Origin of the sequence: Vibrio sp. OPT18 (assembly GCF_015163615.1) — a bacterium.
GTDB classification, from domain to species: Bacteria; Pseudomonadota; Gammaproteobacteria; order Enterobacterales; family Vibrionaceae; genus Vibrio; species Vibrio coralliirubri.
Genome location: NZ_JADDYK010000034.1, coordinates 44,924 through 59,723 on the forward strand (window position 1 = coordinate 44,924; position 14,800 = coordinate 59,723).

Here is a 14,800-nt window from a genome sequence, read left to right on the forward strand (position 1 = left end):
ATTGGGGTTTACCAAGCAGACTCAGGTTGTATTCGCTATAACGGTGAAACAACCGATGATATTAGCTTTGATGTAGTACGCAATCAAATTGCCGTTGTTTTACAACAACCTATACTCTTTAACGATACATTAAGGCATAATCTGACCCTTGGTGCTGAATACGACGAAATGTCGTTGTGGCGTGCGCTTGAAGTCGCTCAAATGCAAGATGTCATCAAGCAACTGAGTAATGGCTTAGATACACAAATTGGTAGGAACGGCGTTCGACTGTCTGGTGGTCAACGACAACGCTTAGCAATAGCTCGTATGGTGCTGAGCAATCCTAAGTTTGTTATTCTTGATGAAGCGACATCTGCACTCGATACAGCAACAGAGTCAGCGCTGCATAAAGCTCTGAGCGAGTTTTTGAAAGATCGCACAACTTTGATAGTGGCTCATCGATTATCAGCGGTGAAACAAGCCGATCTAATCTATGTTTTAGAAGATGGACAAGTCACACAGACGGGAACACATGGTGAATTGGTTGAACAACAAGGACTCTATCAAACACTCTACGGCAGTGTGCAATCGCACGCCTGATGTTTGTGTCTCTGAGTCTTTAAGTCGGGTTTCTAACCTAACTTACGTTTCAACTTGGGAGGTCGCGTGACCTCCCCATCCGTAACCAACCCTTTATCAACAAAACACCAATGCGACAGCAGCTCAGTGCGTCTTTGCCAGGGCTGCGAACTTCCCGTAGATAAAATGGACATCCCTTTAGGGAAATCTGCTTACTGCCCAAGATGCGGAACTCAGCTTTATAGAGGCGGCACCCCTAGCCTCTCAGGAAACCTAGCAATCGCAATTACCTGCTTATTGCTGTTTATCCCATCGCACTTTTTTGAATTCATCAGTATTCGCCTGATTGGTGTCATGATTCCCGCGACGTTACCATCCGGCGTCTTTACCTTAATGGGCGAAGGCTTTCCTCTACTTGGTTTGCTGATCCTGTTCTGCAGTTCGATCGCTCCGTTGCTCGTGTGCACGTCGGTACTCATCACTCATGCATCACTGCGTTTTAAGATCTTCACCCCCTTTCGTTATTCATTAGCCATTATTCAGACTCTCAAACATTGGATGATGTTGGATGTGTTTCTGGTAAGTTTGGCGGTCTCATGTTTCAAACTGCAAGATTACTCAGACATTTTCGTCGGCCCTGGTTTGATTGGCCTGATTCTTCTGCAGCTATTCAGCGTATTACTGGTAAGCCGTATCAGTGTGCGTCGCTACTGGGAAGCTTGGGCAAAAGAATCTGACTACTCTTTTGCTGAGAGTAAGAACGTACACTGTCACAACTGTCATCTGTCTCAGCCTGACGGTCATACTTGTGTGCGTTGTCACCATGACTTATATCACCGCAAGCCCTACTCTATACAGAAGACTTGGGCTCTGCTGTTTGCCGCATCCGTGGCTATTGTTCCCGCTAACGTTATTCCTATCTCTATCCTTATTACCAACGGTCAAAGGCTGGAAGACACCATCATTTCCGGTGTCGCTTCGCTGATTAATAGCGATATGTATGGCATCGCTGCGATCATTTTCATTGCCAGTATCGTCGTGCCAGTCGCGAAAATACTGGGCCTCGCGTACATCTTAATCTGTATAAAGATGAAGCGCGCCGTTTACCACAGGCAACGTATGACCATCTATTTCATCGTGAAATGGGTGGGGAAATGGTCGGTAATGGATCTGTTCGTTATTTCGATCATGATGACCTTGGTCGACCGCGGACAAATTTTAAACTTTACACCAGGTTATGGTGCAGTCGCTTTTGGTGTCGTAGTTGTTCTCACGATGCTAGCAGCGGAAAGCTTAGATCCTAGGCTAATTTGGGATAACTACACCTCTAAAGATGAGTCAGTGAATGAACAACGATAACCAATCACAAACGTCATATTCACCAGAAGTAAGGAAAAACAAAGGCATCTCACCTTTGTGGATTCTGCCGATATTAACCGTCGCCTTAGCCGGTTGGTTGGTCATGAAATCGATACACGATGCTGGGCAGCGTGTGCAAATATACTTCTCAGATGCCGCAGGTTTAGTCGCAGGTCGAACAACGATTCGTTACCAAGGCTTAGAGGTGGGTATGGTCCGCGACATCACATTGTCCAAAGATCTATCAAGTATTTACGTCGATGCTGACATCTACCCAGAAGCGAAGAAGCTACTCTCAAAAGGCACTCGTTTCTGGCTTGTAAAACCGACAGCAAGTTTGTCGGGTATCTCAGGATTAGACGCACTTGTTTCTGGTAACTATATTGCTATCCACCCGAGCGAAACCAAACAAGACCCAGAAACCGTTTTCCAAGCCTTAGAATCATCCCCTTCTGACTTGCTGGCTTCCGAAGGTTTGAATATTTCACTGACGACCAAAGATCTGGGCGGTGTGTCTGTTGGTTCTCAAATCGTTTACCGTAAAATCCCAATTGGTGAGGTTTACAACTACCAGTTAAACGACAACGCTAAATCCGTTACGATTCAAGCGTCAATTAAAGATGAATACAGCCATATCATTACTGACCAAAGCCGTTTTTGGAATGTCAGTGGTTTAGGTGCCAGTATTGGCTTTTCTGGTGTTGATGTTCGCTTAGAGAGCCTAAGTGCATTGCTTGGTGGTTCAATTGCGGTCGACTCTCCAGGAGAAGGCCAACCGGTTGAGATGAATTCTAAGTTTAAACTCTACCCAGATCTGAAAACAGCGGGTCGAGGTATCTCTATCAAGATCGCCGTACCCGATGATAATAAAATCAGTGCTACGGGTGCTCCGATCATGTATCGCGGTATTGAAATCGGTCAAATCACTGACTTATCGCTAAGCGAAGGGCGTGAAAACGTGGTCGCCTCAGCTGCTATCCAACCGGCATTCAGTGACTTCTTAAATAGTGGCAGTAAGTTCGTTCTAGAAGAAGCTGAACTGTCACTCACTGGTATGAAAAACATTGCCAATTTAGTGACAGGTAACTTTTTAACCTTGGTACCGGGTGAAGGTGAAAAGGCGCGTCGATTTACTGCAATCCGCAAAAATGAATTCAGTCAGGAACAAGAGAAATCCGTTGCGATTCGCTTAACGTCGAACAATTCGTTCGGGTTAGATGTCGGTACACAACTTCTCTACAAAGGCATTGCCGTTGGCTCTATCATCCATGTGGGATTAGTTGATGGTGTTGGTACGGGCTCTGATAAACACGAAGTCTTCATGGATGCACTTATCGATAATGAGTACGCGCACCTTATCAAAAGCCACAACCGTTTCTTTGTGACAGGTAGTGCGACTGCAGAGCTAACCGAATCAGGCTTGAGTGTTACGGTCCCACCAGCAAAACAGCTTCTTACAGGCTCGATTAGCTTTGTGAGTGAAGGCAAATCTGAAGCTCGAACGGACTACCAACTTTTCCAAAGTAAGTCGTTAGCAGAAATCGCTAAGTTTAATCAGTCTGGTTCAAAGACACTTTCGTTGTTTGCCAGTGAGCTACCTTCAATCTCTAAAGGTAGCCCACTCCTCTACCGCAACCTACAAGTGGGTAGTATTTCTGATTTTCAGCTTGCAGACGGTGGCGTAAGAATCAAAGTCACAATCGAAAATCGTTACACGCACTTACTCAACAAGCACACTGTTTTCTGGAACCGTTCAGGCGTTGAGGTTGATGCATCGCTATCGGGTATCAGCATTAAAGCGGCACCAGTTAAAACCCTTATCCAAGGCGGTATTGCTTTTGACTCTCTGCCGGGAATCGACAACAAACTCGGCGATGTATGGAAGCTATATAAAGATTCGAAATCCGCTCGAAAATTTGGCCGCGCGATTACTATCACCTCTTCTGGCAATCAAGAAGTCAGCAAGGGCATGGCGATCAAATATCAAGGTGTCACTGTTGGTGAGGTTACTTTGGTGATTCCGAACTTCAACAAGGGCGGTATTGAAATTACTGCGCGTATTTTACCTGAGTACGTCGACAGGATTGCCGTGGCGAACAGTCATTTCTGGTTGGCAGAGCCTGAGATTGGCCTTAACGGCATCAAAAACGTCTCTGCGCTGCTCTCTAAGCACATCAACGTAGATCCGGGGAAAGGTGAAAGAAACACGAAATTTGAGCTTAGCAAAGGACCCGTGCAGCCTGAAGGCAAGATATTCCAACTGCAAAGCGAAACGCGAGGCTCAGTATCTGAAGGCACACCTATCCTATTCCGTGAGCTAGAAATCGGCAGTGTTATTGATGTTCAGTTAGGCGAGTTTGCTGACCGCATCATCTCTACGATTCAAATAGAACCAGACTACGCGTATCTAATCCGCGCAAACACCGTGTTCTGGAACGTGTCGGGCGTCGATGTCTCTATCGGCCTGTCAGGCGCAAACATCAAAGCCGGAACGGTAGACAGCTTGTTAAGAGGTGGTATTACATTCTCAACGCCACCGACAAATGAACTTCAACCAGTAGCAAGCGAAGATCAGTCTTTCTACCTCTATCCTCAAGCCGAAGATGAGTGGAAATCATGGAGAACAGCAATTCCTCGTCCATAGAGTGAATTCCCTGACGTTTCTAGAAGATTAATTCTTCATCAAAATGCAGCCATTCGGCTGCATTTTTGTTGTTTGCTATAAATATGGTTTAGGGCGGCCTCATTTTGCTTTAAACTCCCCGCATTAATGCAATAAATCGAGATACTCTTTTGCACGCTAACGTATATATCCCTGAAGAATTCCTAACGCACATCGAAGCAATCATGCCTAGTCATCTAGATATGGCTTCTTTTGTCGCGTCATGCCAAAAACCACTTCGTAAAAGTATTCGAATCAACACATTGAAAATCAGTGTTGAAGACTTCCTAGTACGAGCAAAAGAGAAAGGCTGGGAACTGGAACCTGTACCTTGGTGTGAAACGGGCTTTTGGATTACAGCTGATGAAAGTGAAGCGCCACTAGGTAATACGGCAGAACACATGTCTGGTCTTTTCTACATCCAAGAAGCCAGCTCGATGATGCCACCTTTGGCACTTTTCCAAGGCGAAGCTGACTACCAAGCGGTGCTAGACACTGCGGCTGCACCCGGCTCTAAAACAACGCAAATCGCTGCGCTAATGAATAATCGCGGTGTATTGGTTGCCAATGAGTACGCAGCAAGCCGTGTAAAAGTCCTTCACGCTAACATAGAACGTTGTGGTGTTCGTAATGCCGCTCTAAGTAACTTTGACGGTCGAGTTTTCGGTGGTTGGTTACCAGAACAGTTTGATGCTGTGTTGCTAGACGCACCCTGCTCTGGCGAAGGTACCATTCGTAAAGACGCCGATGCGATGAAGAACTGGACGTATCAATCTGTGGTCGACATTGCCGACACGCAAAAAGATCTGATTGAAAGTGCATTCCATGCTCTTAAACCTAATGGTGTTTTGGTTTACTCAACGTGTACGCTTAGCACCGAAGAGAACCAACAAGTGTGTCATCACCTAAAAGAAACCTTTGGTGATGCGGTTGAATTCGAATCTCTGGAATCACTGTTCGACAATGCAAAAGCAACCACAACAGAGGAAGGCTTTCTACACATCTTCCCACAAGTTTATGACTCTGAAGGCTTCTTCGTTGCTCGTATTCGCAAGCTAGCATCTGTGACTCCACCAGAAGTTAAAAAGCGTATGGGTAAATTCCCATTTGAAAAAGCCTCAAAGAAATCTCAGCAAGAAGTCGCTGAACAATTAATGGATACTCTCGATATCGAATTGCCAAGCGATACTCAGGTTTGGATTCGTGACAAAGATGTCTGGCTATTCCCAGAAGCGCTAGAACCTATGATTGGTGAATTCCGTTTCTCTCGCATGGGAATCAAGATCGCCGAAACCCATAAAAAAGGTTACCGCTGGCAGCACCAAGTGGCCACAACACTGGCAACAGGTAATGAAGCAAATGTTGTCGAGCTAAGTATTGAAGATGCTCGTGAGTGGTTCATGGGCCGCGATGTTCGCCCTGAAAACTTGTCAGGAAAAGGTGAAGTACTAGTGAAGTACAATGGTGCAATCATCGGCCTTGGTAAGTGGGTTGGCAACCGAGTGAAGAACGGTTTACCACGCGAACTCGTGCGCGATAAGAACCTTTTCTAAAAGCGTTCGCACTGAATACACCTTAATAAACAAAAAGCCCAAACAACGTTAATTGTTTGGGCTTTTTCTATTCTACCGGTCATGTAACTCAGTGTGTGAGCGCTTGTAAATCAACAACTAATTATATAAATATCAATTCAAGTCACTATTTCCAAAAAGAAAAATCGCACTTTAGGGAATCTAAACTAGACTTCAATCTAATAGTCAAAAGATTAAAACGATTAGCGTAGGCTCTTCGGAGCCCTTTCCCCTAAGCCCAAACAGGAAGGTTTGGGCTTTTTTTTGACAGAAAGGATCGCTTACTTAACTAAGCTGATACCTTCTTTGTCGATAGTGATCTTGCCAGATTTGTATAGACCACCAATTGTCTTCTTGAACGTACCTTTGCTGGTTCTGAATGCAGAGAAAATAACTTCAGGAGAAGACTTATCATTCAAAGGCAGGTAACCACCTTTCTTCTCAAGCAGGTCAAGAACCTTAGTGCTTAGGTCATCCATCTTAGCGACACCAACTTTCTGAAGAGACAGATCAATCTTACCGTCTTCTTCACGAACGTTTTTAATGTAGCCTTTTAGTGTTTTACCAATGAACAGCTTACCGATGATGTCAGATGGGAAAATCATACCCCAGTGTTCACCGTTCACGATCGCTTTGTAACCAAGTTGGCTGCGCTCAGCGATAATGAGATCGACTTGCTCATTTTGCTTATAAGTCGCAGGCGTGTTGTCTAACCATTTGTTGAACTTAGTTGTACCAACGATACGGCTCGATGCTTTATCGATATACACATATACTAAGATTGACTGGCCTTCGTTTAAACGGCCGCGCTGCTCGCTGAAAGGAACAAGAAGGTCTTTACCTTTCACGCCCCAGCTCATGAATGCACCAGTGCTGTTAACACCTTCAACCGTCATCAAACCAAACTGGCCTACTTGAGCGATTGGTTTTTCAGTGGTTGCAGCGATCTGGTTGTCAGAATCAATGTATAAGAAAACATCTAGCTTTTGACCAATTTCAACACCTTCAGGAGTAAATCGTTTCGGCAGCAACACGGTTCCATAGTCGCTCGCGTCAAGGAATACACCGAAGTCTGCTTGTTTTACTACTTCTAAGTTGTTTATTTGACCAATATTAATCATCAAGATTGTCTCTACTTTAAATTTGGCGGAGATTATACGTGATCTCTGATATGCTTTCGCTAGTTTCATTCATATTTTTACATTCTAGGAGACATCGTTGATCACCGTTGATAAACAAGATGCGATAACACTTAAAATTAACCATGCCATGGCTAAGACAAAAAAGCTCGACATGGACGTTTATCTATTCATTCCCGGTGAACTTGGACTGACTCCTGAAGTGCTTTCTGAAAGTGCCTTTTTCTACAGCTCAATCACTCAAAAACGTGCCTACTACAGTGACAAGACACTTTTACCTTTGGTACACAGTCGCTTAGCTAAGCGTGGACGATTGTCGATTACGCAGTATCGTGTCAGTTTGAGTTTGTTCGCCTACCAATATGTTATCGCGTTAGATAAAGCGGTAAGTAGCCTGAATAAGAATGATAGTGACGACGTAACGGCTGATGAAGTAGATGAAGTTATTGAATTAGCTTTAGATATCCTCAAGAAGCTTCGTCGTAGTATTCCTTATGAAGAGAACCTTAAGCGCTACTACGCAAACATTGATAACTATCTTTCATGGTACACAGAGCAAAAGTTCTTATCGCTGGTTTCACACATGCCACGTGGCAGCGAGTACTCCACCATCAAAGAACGACTCTTAACGCTTTGTGATAAAGAAACCGCTCACCGCAAGCTCAACCGTTACAACTCAGCTAAGGTACGTGAAGACGTCACCCGCCTGAGTAACAAGATGCGACTGCTGAGACGTTTGATTGAACACCCTATCGTACTCAAGGAGAAGACCACCTCCATGGGTAAGAACGTTAAGCGTGCCGTGAAAGGCATTGCGACCGGTTTGGTGATGGTTGTCGTGACTACTACTGTGATCTTGGCTCGTGACTTTCTTGGTGAGATTACCGCTTCCTTCATCGTAGCGATGTCATTCATCTATGCATTACGCGAAATCTTCAAAGATGATTTGAGAGACATCCTTTGGCGCTGGCTGCGTAAAGGCAAACCGAAATGGAAGCGTCGTTACTTCGACCCGACGACCAATAAATCTGTCGGTCACAAGCTTGAGTGGCTGGACTATGCGAATTTCTCTAAGTTAGCAGATCGTATTCAATCAATTCGTAAGAAGCGTGTCGTTCAACGTGAAGAGCAGATCCTGCACTATCGTTCGCACACTGAGATGTCGACATCGACGTTCATGAGTGGTTATGAAGAGACTCGTGAAACGTTATCCATCAGCCTCCGAGCGCTGACACGATTGATGGATAAGGGCTCAAATAAGGTGTATCGATTGAATGAAGGGCAAGTTAGCCGTGAATCGGTAGAAAAGCGCCACTTGCTCAACCTGATCATTAAAGAGAACAATCACGATAACGAACCGACCTATTACCGTTGGAAAATCGTAATGAACCGTTCAAAGATCGTCGACATCGAGCAAATCACTCAAGAATCTTAGCTTTGCTATGGTGTGCAGCACGGTATGTGGGTGTTCAATTCACATACCGCTCTTTTCACTTATTCACTTATTCAAGCTTCCATCTACTTCCGAGCTATTTCCTAGACGGGACTTTCTTAATCGAAAGCGTTAGCGTGAACTCGGCCATTGGCTCGTCGCCATGCAAAGATGGGCAAGTCGCGATAATGGTTACAGGTTGGTTTACACGTTCCCCGGTAGACATCGTTTCTTCCAGCATAGTGTTGATCAACTCACCATCATTACAAGTGAAGTGTACATCGCCTTCTGGACGCTTTAAGAAGTTGCCCGTCACCTCTTTAAATGCCAACGAAATCTTTTCACCTTGCTGCTGAGATTTGCTCATCGCAAGAAAGCCACCCGCCACATCAGCACCTACAGCCAAAACACCAAAATACATGCTATTAAGGTGGTTCTTCGTTCGTCTTTTAAGAGGGATTTTGACCTCAACATGTTGGTTATCCAGTGCGAGCAATTTTGGTCTGCATAACCAGATCAAAGGCACTTTGAAAAAACCAAACATGCTCAAGTAGAAATTTGCTTTTTGTAGAGGGGTCAACATTCGGATTACCTAGTCAAATCAGTCATCAGACCAGTTAATCGATTAGCGATAGAGATGTCAAAAAAATGTTACAAAAAAGAGATATCATCGCATAATGATATCTCTTTCATTCTCAAAGCTTTAGCGCTTCAAATAAACGGATACAGCCAGTTGATTTATTAAGACAACAAACCGATTTATGCAGTCACGACCGTTTCTACGCCTTCAAGATCAGCTATGTAACCTTGTAGGCGTGGGTAATCGACTAAGCCTTGAGTTACTAGCAGCACTGGTTTCTTCGCGTTCAGGGTTGCTTTAACAATCATATCCAACAAGGTAATAACCGCTTCGTTTTGTGGATCAAAAGCGTGTTGCTGAGCTTCATTGTGTTTGTCTACGCCTAAAGTGAAAGACGCTAAGCTATCAACGTTTACCACTACACCATCGAAGTAATGCAGTAAGCGCTCGCTCAATAGCACTGCAGACGGCACATCGCACGAGAACAGTACTTTCAAACCATTCAGACCGCGTGGTAAACCTTGCTCGGCAAGCAGGTCAATAATCTTAGCGGCATCGCTTAATGCTCGTACATACGGCACAACCACTTCAACGTTAATGCCCTGCTCTCGCAACGTTTTAATGACCTGGCACTCTAAAGCGAAAGCCTTGCTGTACTCTGGTGTCGCGTAACGAGCAACGCCACGAACGCCTAGTGCAGGATTAATCTCTTCAGCTTCACAGTTCCCGCCAAGCAGCGAACGGAAGCCATAGCTGTCTGCACTGCTTAATGCGATACGAACAGAAGTGTGATTTGGCTGAACGGCAGCTTGAATGGCAATCACTAAGGTCGTCACAAAATGCTCATCGACTGTTTTATCGCCAAGAATTGCATCTAAAGACGTTTTTTCGATATCAGTCAGTGTATCTAAGTGACTTTCGATACTTGGGTGGTAGAAGACACGATCCATCACCAATTCTGATAATGAAACGTATAAGTGGTTGGAATTATTATTATCGTTGTAAGAAGGCAGCACATCACCTAAAACAAGTTCTGGGTGCAAAGTGCTTTGATTTTCTTGAGTCATTGCTGCTCCAGCATTTTTATGTTGTGTTCAAACGAAAATACCGACAGCTGCCTGTTAATACAAGTGAAAATCCCTTATTTGACGCTGGCCTGCTGATAAAAATAAGAATATTAGCAATAACTGAGATAACTTTGACTCAATAGAGTTTATTCCTCTGTTCAATTCCGTTATCTTAACCACTTCGCAATAGAATAAAAAAGCTATCACATGCCATTAAAAACTGATGAGTTGAGAACCCAAGCTCTGGGTCCTATGCCAACTCCTGCCGAACTAGGCAATGCACACCCTATTACTGACGACGTTGCTGAGCGCATTAAAAATTCTCGCCGCCAAATCGAAGATATCCTAACTGGTCGTGATAACCGCCTATTAGTTATCGTAGGCCCTTGCTCTGTTCACGATACAGATGCGGCACTTGATTACGCTGAGCGCCTAAGCAAAATTCAAGACCAGTACAAAGATGAACTGTTCGTGGTAATGAGAACCTACTTCGAGAAGCCTCGTACTGTTGTAGGTTGGAAGGGTTTGATTACCGATCCGAATCTTGATGGTTCGTACGCACTTGAAACAGGCTTGAACAAAGCTCGTAAGCTTCTGCTCGATATCAACAAGCTTGGCCTAGCTACCGCGACTGAATTCCTTGATATGATCACAGGTCAGTACATTGCGGACCTTATCACTTGGGGCGCGATTGGCGCTCGTACGACTGAATCTCAGATTCACCGTGAAATGGCTTCTGCACTGTCTTGTCCAGTTGGCTTCAAGAACGCGACCAACGGCAACATCAAGATTGCTATCGATGCAATTCGTGCAGCACATGCTTCACACTACTTCTACTCTCCAGATAAAAACGGCCGCATGACGGTTTACCGTACTTCTGGCAACCCATACGGTCACGTTATTCTACGTGGCGGTGATAAAGGCCCTAACTTCGACGCTGAATCTGTAGATGCTGCGTGTAAGCAACTGGCTGAATTCGACCTGCCTCAACGTTTGGTTGTAGACTTTAGCCACGCTAACTGTCAGAAACAGCACCGTAAGCAGTTAGAAGTTGCACAAGACATTTGTGAGCAAATTAAATCTAACAAGAACCAAATTGCAGGCATTATGGCAGAGAGCTTCATTATTGAAGGCAACCAGCCAATGACAGACATCAACAACCTAGAATATGGCAAGTCGATTACTGACCCATGCCTAAGCTGGGAAGATACTGCAACAATGCTAGACATGCTTGCAACAGCAATTAAAGATAGAAACTTAGCTTAAGGAAACAACACAATGCCATCATTTGACATTATCTCTGAAGTAGAAGCAGTAGAACTGCGTAACGCAGTAGACAACGCAAACCGTGAACTATCGACTCGTTTCGATTTCCGCGGCGTTGAAGCAAGCTTTGATTACAAAGATGAATCAGTAAAATTGACTGCTCAAGACGATTTTCAACTGAAGCAAATGCGCGATATCCTTCGCAGCAACCTAACGAAGCGTAATGTTGATCCTAACGCGATGGAAGCGAAAGCCGCAGACCAAACAGGTCGCACTTGGCACCAAACGGTTATCTTTAAGCAAGGCATTGAAACTGATGTCGCTAAGAAGATCGTTAAGCTAATCAAAGACAACAAAGTTAAAGTTCAAGCTTCTATCCAAGGCGACAAAGTTCGTGTTACTGGTAAGAAGCGTGATGACCTACAAGCTGTTATGGCTCTAGTTCGCAGCGGTGAACTTGGTCAACCTTTCCAGTTTGACAACTTCCGCGACTAATTATTGAGTTTGAGCGACCGCCTATTTGGGTAGCTCACTCATCAGCACGATGTCGTGTTTGAAATAGCAAAAAGCCACTTTTTGAAGTGGCTTTTTAATTATCTGGTCCAGCTTTAGTTTTATTCCGAGCCTCTAGCCGATTTCAAACAACCAGAAAGCTCTCATTTCAACTAGAAGCAACTACCTCAACTGAGTACTTGGGCTGCTGACAATTTTAGATCTTTGCCGACCAACAGATTAAACTCTACGCTTGCTGGTGGAATAAACACACACACTCGTAATTTCTCTGCTCTTGCTTGCTCAAGCTTTGTTGATAGCTCTCCGCTGTTGGCGTAGTTCTCTCTTTCTGCATCTCGGCGGCACAGGTCGATAAATTCAAATGGACAATCGCTCGGTGAAAGTACGAGCTCTGCCTCCTGCATCAAACGTAAAGCCTTCATAGACAGCAGCTCGACATCTTTCTCGAATTCAATCCAAGTGACCTGCCCTTCGCTATCAATGCCTTCGGTTAGCGCTTGCTGGTAGTAAGACTCTAACTGCTCTCTGTCATTCACCTGCTCGATAAAGCTGGATGACAAGAAACGCTCCCAAAATTTACGACGCTCGTCGACGGTTGGGAATGACTCTTTGATTGAATTGCGTTTTGATGCACCGAAGTCTGCTATCAAACCTATGTTTTGTGGCAATACCGTTTCGAGTTTTTCTCTGATATTTCTTACTAAAACAGGTGATGCACCGCCACTAGAGATGGCAATTTGGATTCTGCCGCGATTTATCATCGAAGGTGTGATGAAATCGCAGTAAGGAAGATCGTCAACCACATTGACTAAAATACCCAGTTTTTTCGCATCATTATACACTTGGTGATTCAAGCTTGGATTGTCTGTTGTGGCCCAAACCTGCAAGTAATTTTTCGATATGATCTGTGACGAATAAAAGTTTTGAACCCAGTGGAGTTTGTTCTCGTCCACAAGCTGCTTTAAGTAAGGCGCTACCTTGGGAGACACCAAAGTCACATCCGCTCCCGCTCGTAGTAAGCTATCGACTTTACGGCAAGCAACCTCACCCCCACCAACCACTAAGATTGGCTTATTTTCTACATCCAAAAACATTGGGAAATAACGCATGTTCTTCCTTGAGACTACTTCAATAACTATTCAGCCATGCTACCAAATTTGGAGCATATTCATAACTATCGAAGTGTAATAAAAATATTTATTGACCAAATTTCAACATTTCTTAAGTTTAATATTTCACCATTGTGATGTTGATTCAGAATATTTATCTAGTCGATTATCAATATAAAAACCTAAATCTTGTTGCACCAACAGTGTGAACCGTTGCACTATTTACATTCACTTAACATTTGGTCATTCTAATTGTGTTCGGATTTGTGATTTCATTCAAAATTCTTTTTAAATTATACATTTGTGAAACTACGGATCCTTTCCTAACCTTATAAACAGTTGTTTAAATCGCACACAGTTTCATTTGCAAAATGCAACTCGTTTAATTTGAACAACAAGGTCATAGAAAACGCAACACATAAGAGAAACTCAAACGAGCACGAGTATCAGGTGTCACCTGGTTAACAAGGAAGGATACAAATGACAAATAAACTAACACTTCTTGCTTCAGTAGTAGCTGCATCAACTGCGATGATGGCAACATCGGCATCAGCGGCAGAAAGCACTCTGGACAAAGTCACATCTCAAGGTTTTCTAACTTGTGGTGTAAGTACCGGTCTTCCAGGGTTCTCTAACCCTAACTCAAAAGGTGAATGGGAAGGAATTGATGTTGAGTATTGTCAAGCTCTTGCAGCGGCTGTACTCGGTGACAAGACTAAAGTTAAGTATGTACCTCTAACAGCAAAAGAGCGTTTTACTGCGCTTCAATCTGGCGAAATCGACGTACTATCTCGTAACACAACATGGACATTACATCGTGACACTGCTCTAGGTCTGAACTTCGTAGGCGTTAACTACTACGATGGTCAAGGCTTCATGGTTAAGAAAGAACTTGGCCTAACAAGTGCTCAAGAGCTTGATGGCGCTTCTGTATGTGTTCAATCAGGTACAACAACTGAACTTAACCTAGCCGATTACTTCCGTAACAGTGGCATGTCTTACAAGCCAGTGGTATTCGATACGGCAGCACAAACATCTAAAGGTTTCGACGCAGGTCGTTGTGACGTGCTAACGACTGACCAATCTGGTCTATACGCACTTCGCTTAAACCTAGCTGATCCTAAATCTGCAGAAGTACTTCCTGAAATCATCTCTAAAGAGCCTCTAGGCCCTGTTGTTCGTCAAGATGATGATAAATGGTTTAACGTTGCTAAGTGGACACTTTCAGCAATGATTAACGCGGAAGAATACGGCATCTCTTCTAAAAATGCAGACGAAATGCTTAAGTCAAAAGATCCAAACATCAAACGTATTCTTGGTGTAGACGGTCCTAAAGGTAAAGGCCTTGGCATTCGCGACGACTGGGGTTACCAAGTAATTAAGCAAGTTGGTAACTACGGTGAGAGTTTTGAGCGTACTGTTGGTACAGGTTCTCCACTTCAGATCTCTCGTGGTGTAAATGCATTATGGAATGCGGGCGGCTTTATGTACGCTCCACCAATCCGTTAATAAATTTTCAAGCATCAATTAGGGCGGAGTTTTCC

12 protein-coding genes are annotated in these 14,800 nt (G+C 44.1%); 8 read left to right on the plus strand and 4 right to left on the minus strand.

Annotated features, from left to right (window positions below):
- The 4 genes from IQQ51_RS26810 to rsmF form a co-directional block, all read left to right on the plus strand.
- Nucleotides 1-579 (plus strand): ATP-binding cassette domain-containing protein (locus tag IQQ51_RS26810; RefSeq protein ID WP_228012742.1); only part of this gene is annotated, 579 nt, incomplete at its 5' end.
- Between the two features lie 54 nt (nucleotides 580-633).
- Nucleotides 634-1,917 (plus strand): paraquat-inducible protein A, encoded by a 1,284-nt coding sequence (locus tag IQQ51_RS08040; protein WP_050642967.1) that lies wholly within the window; start codon nucleotides 634-636, stop codon nucleotides 1,915-1,917.
- On the plus strand, nucleotides 1,904-4,561 hold the full coding sequence (locus IQQ51_RS08045; RefSeq protein WP_193840779.1) for an MlaD family protein: 2,658 nt from the start codon (nucleotides 1,904-1,906) through the stop codon (nucleotides 4,559-4,561). Before IQQ51_RS08040 ends, IQQ51_RS08045 begins: the two co-directional genes overlap by 14 nt.
- A 149-nt stretch (nucleotides 4,562-4,710) precedes the next feature.
- Entirely contained in the window at nucleotides 4,711-6,132 is a 1,422-nt protein-coding gene (gene rsmF, locus IQQ51_RS08050; RefSeq protein ID WP_193840780.1) for a 16S rRNA (cytosine(1407)-C(5))-methyltransferase RsmF, read from the plus strand.
- A gap of 299 nt (nucleotides 6,133-6,431) precedes the next feature.
- Here rsmF and IQQ51_RS08055 read toward each other — a convergent pair whose 3' ends face one another.
- Nucleotides 6,432-7,340, minus strand: a complete 909-nt coding sequence (locus IQQ51_RS08055; protein ID WP_174214340.1) for a S1 RNA-binding domain-containing protein — start codon at nucleotides 7,338-7,340, stop codon at nucleotides 6,432-6,434.
- A gap of 28 nt (nucleotides 7,341-7,368) precedes the next feature.
- Here IQQ51_RS08055 and IQQ51_RS08060 point away from each other — a divergent pair, with 28 nt between their 5' ends.
- Nucleotides 7,369-8,724 carry a hypothetical protein gene (locus IQQ51_RS08060; protein WP_172379573.1) on the plus strand — a complete coding sequence of 452 codons (1,356 nt, stop codon included), beginning with the start codon at nucleotides 7,369-7,371 and terminating at the stop codon, nucleotides 8,722-8,724.
- A 94-nt stretch (nucleotides 8,725-8,818) separates the two neighbouring features.
- On the opposite strand, the gene IQQ51_RS08065 is transcribed toward IQQ51_RS08060, so the two are convergent.
- A complete protein-coding gene (locus IQQ51_RS08065) occupies nucleotides 8,819-9,304 on the minus strand; it encodes a PaaI family thioesterase (protein ID WP_048612140.1) in 486 nt (161 codons plus the stop codon).
- A gap of 176 nt (nucleotides 9,305-9,480) precedes the next feature.
- On the minus strand, nucleotides 9,481-10,368 hold the full coding sequence (locus IQQ51_RS08070; protein WP_193840781.1) for a putative PEP-binding protein: 888 nt from the start codon (nucleotides 10,366-10,368) through the stop codon (nucleotides 9,481-9,483).
- Nucleotides 10,369-10,575: 207 nt separating this feature from the next.
- Between IQQ51_RS08070 and IQQ51_RS08075 the strand changes: the two genes are divergently transcribed.
- Together IQQ51_RS08075 and IQQ51_RS08080 are read left to right on the plus strand one after the other, a co-directional pair.
- The gene (locus IQQ51_RS08075; RefSeq protein ID WP_048615990.1) at nucleotides 10,576-11,634 is read left to right on the plus strand and encodes a 3-deoxy-7-phosphoheptulonate synthase; all 1,059 of its coding nucleotides are present in this window, start codon (nucleotides 10,576-10,578) and stop codon (nucleotides 11,632-11,634) included.
- A gap of 12 nt (nucleotides 11,635-11,646) precedes the next feature.
- Nucleotides 11,647-12,129: a YajQ family cyclic di-GMP-binding protein gene (locus tag IQQ51_RS08080; RefSeq protein WP_004733632.1), complete on the plus strand. Its 483-nt coding sequence runs from the start codon at nucleotides 11,647-11,649 to the stop codon at nucleotides 12,127-12,129.
- 185 nt (nucleotides 12,130-12,314) lie between these two features.
- Here IQQ51_RS08080 and IQQ51_RS08085 read toward each other — a convergent pair whose 3' ends face one another.
- The gene (locus IQQ51_RS08085; protein ID WP_193840782.1) at nucleotides 12,315-13,256 is read right to left on the minus strand and encodes a precorrin-2 dehydrogenase/sirohydrochlorin ferrochelatase family protein; all 942 of its coding nucleotides are present in this window, start codon (nucleotides 13,254-13,256) and stop codon (nucleotides 12,315-12,317) included.
- Between the two features lie 480 nt (nucleotides 13,257-13,736).
- Between IQQ51_RS08085 and IQQ51_RS08090 the strand changes: the two genes are divergently transcribed.
- Nucleotides 13,737-14,765, plus strand: a complete 1,029-nt coding sequence (locus IQQ51_RS08090) for an amino acid ABC transporter substrate-binding protein (RefSeq protein WP_048610904.1) — start codon at nucleotides 13,737-13,739, stop codon at nucleotides 14,763-14,765.
- The last annotated feature ends 35 nt before the right edge of the window (nucleotides 14,766-14,800 follow it).

Excerpts from the sequence above, each read along its gene's own strand:
- IQQ51_RS08075 (WP_048615990.1), top strand. The coding sequence starts at position 10,576 with ATGCCATTAAAAACTGATGAGTTGAGAACCCAAGCTCTGGGTCCTATG.
- IQQ51_RS08090 (WP_048610904.1), top strand. The coding sequence starts at position 13,737 with ATGACAAATAAACTAACACTTCTTGCTTCAGTAGTAGCTGCATCAACT.
- IQQ51_RS08065 (WP_048612140.1), bottom strand. The coding sequence starts at position 9,304 with ATGTTGACCCCTCTACAAAAAGCAAATTTCTACTTGAGCATGTTTGGT.
- IQQ51_RS08045 (WP_193840779.1), top strand. The coding sequence starts at position 1,904 with ATGAACAACGATAACCAATCACAAACGTCATATTCACCAGAAGTAAGG.
- IQQ51_RS08070 (WP_193840781.1), bottom strand. The coding sequence starts at position 10,368 with ATGACTCAAGAAAATCAAAGCACTTTGCACCCAGAACTTGTTTTAGGT.
- IQQ51_RS08085 (WP_193840782.1), bottom strand. The coding sequence starts at position 13,256 with ATGCGTTATTTCCCAATGTTTTTGGATGTAGAAAATAAGCCAATCTTA.
- IQQ51_RS08055 (WP_174214340.1), bottom strand. The coding sequence starts at position 7,340 with ATGAAACTAGCGAAAGCATATCAGAGATCACGTATAATCTCCGCCAAA.
- IQQ51_RS08080 (WP_004733632.1), top strand. The coding sequence starts at position 11,647 with ATGCCATCATTTGACATTATCTCTGAAGTAGAAGCAGTAGAACTGCGT.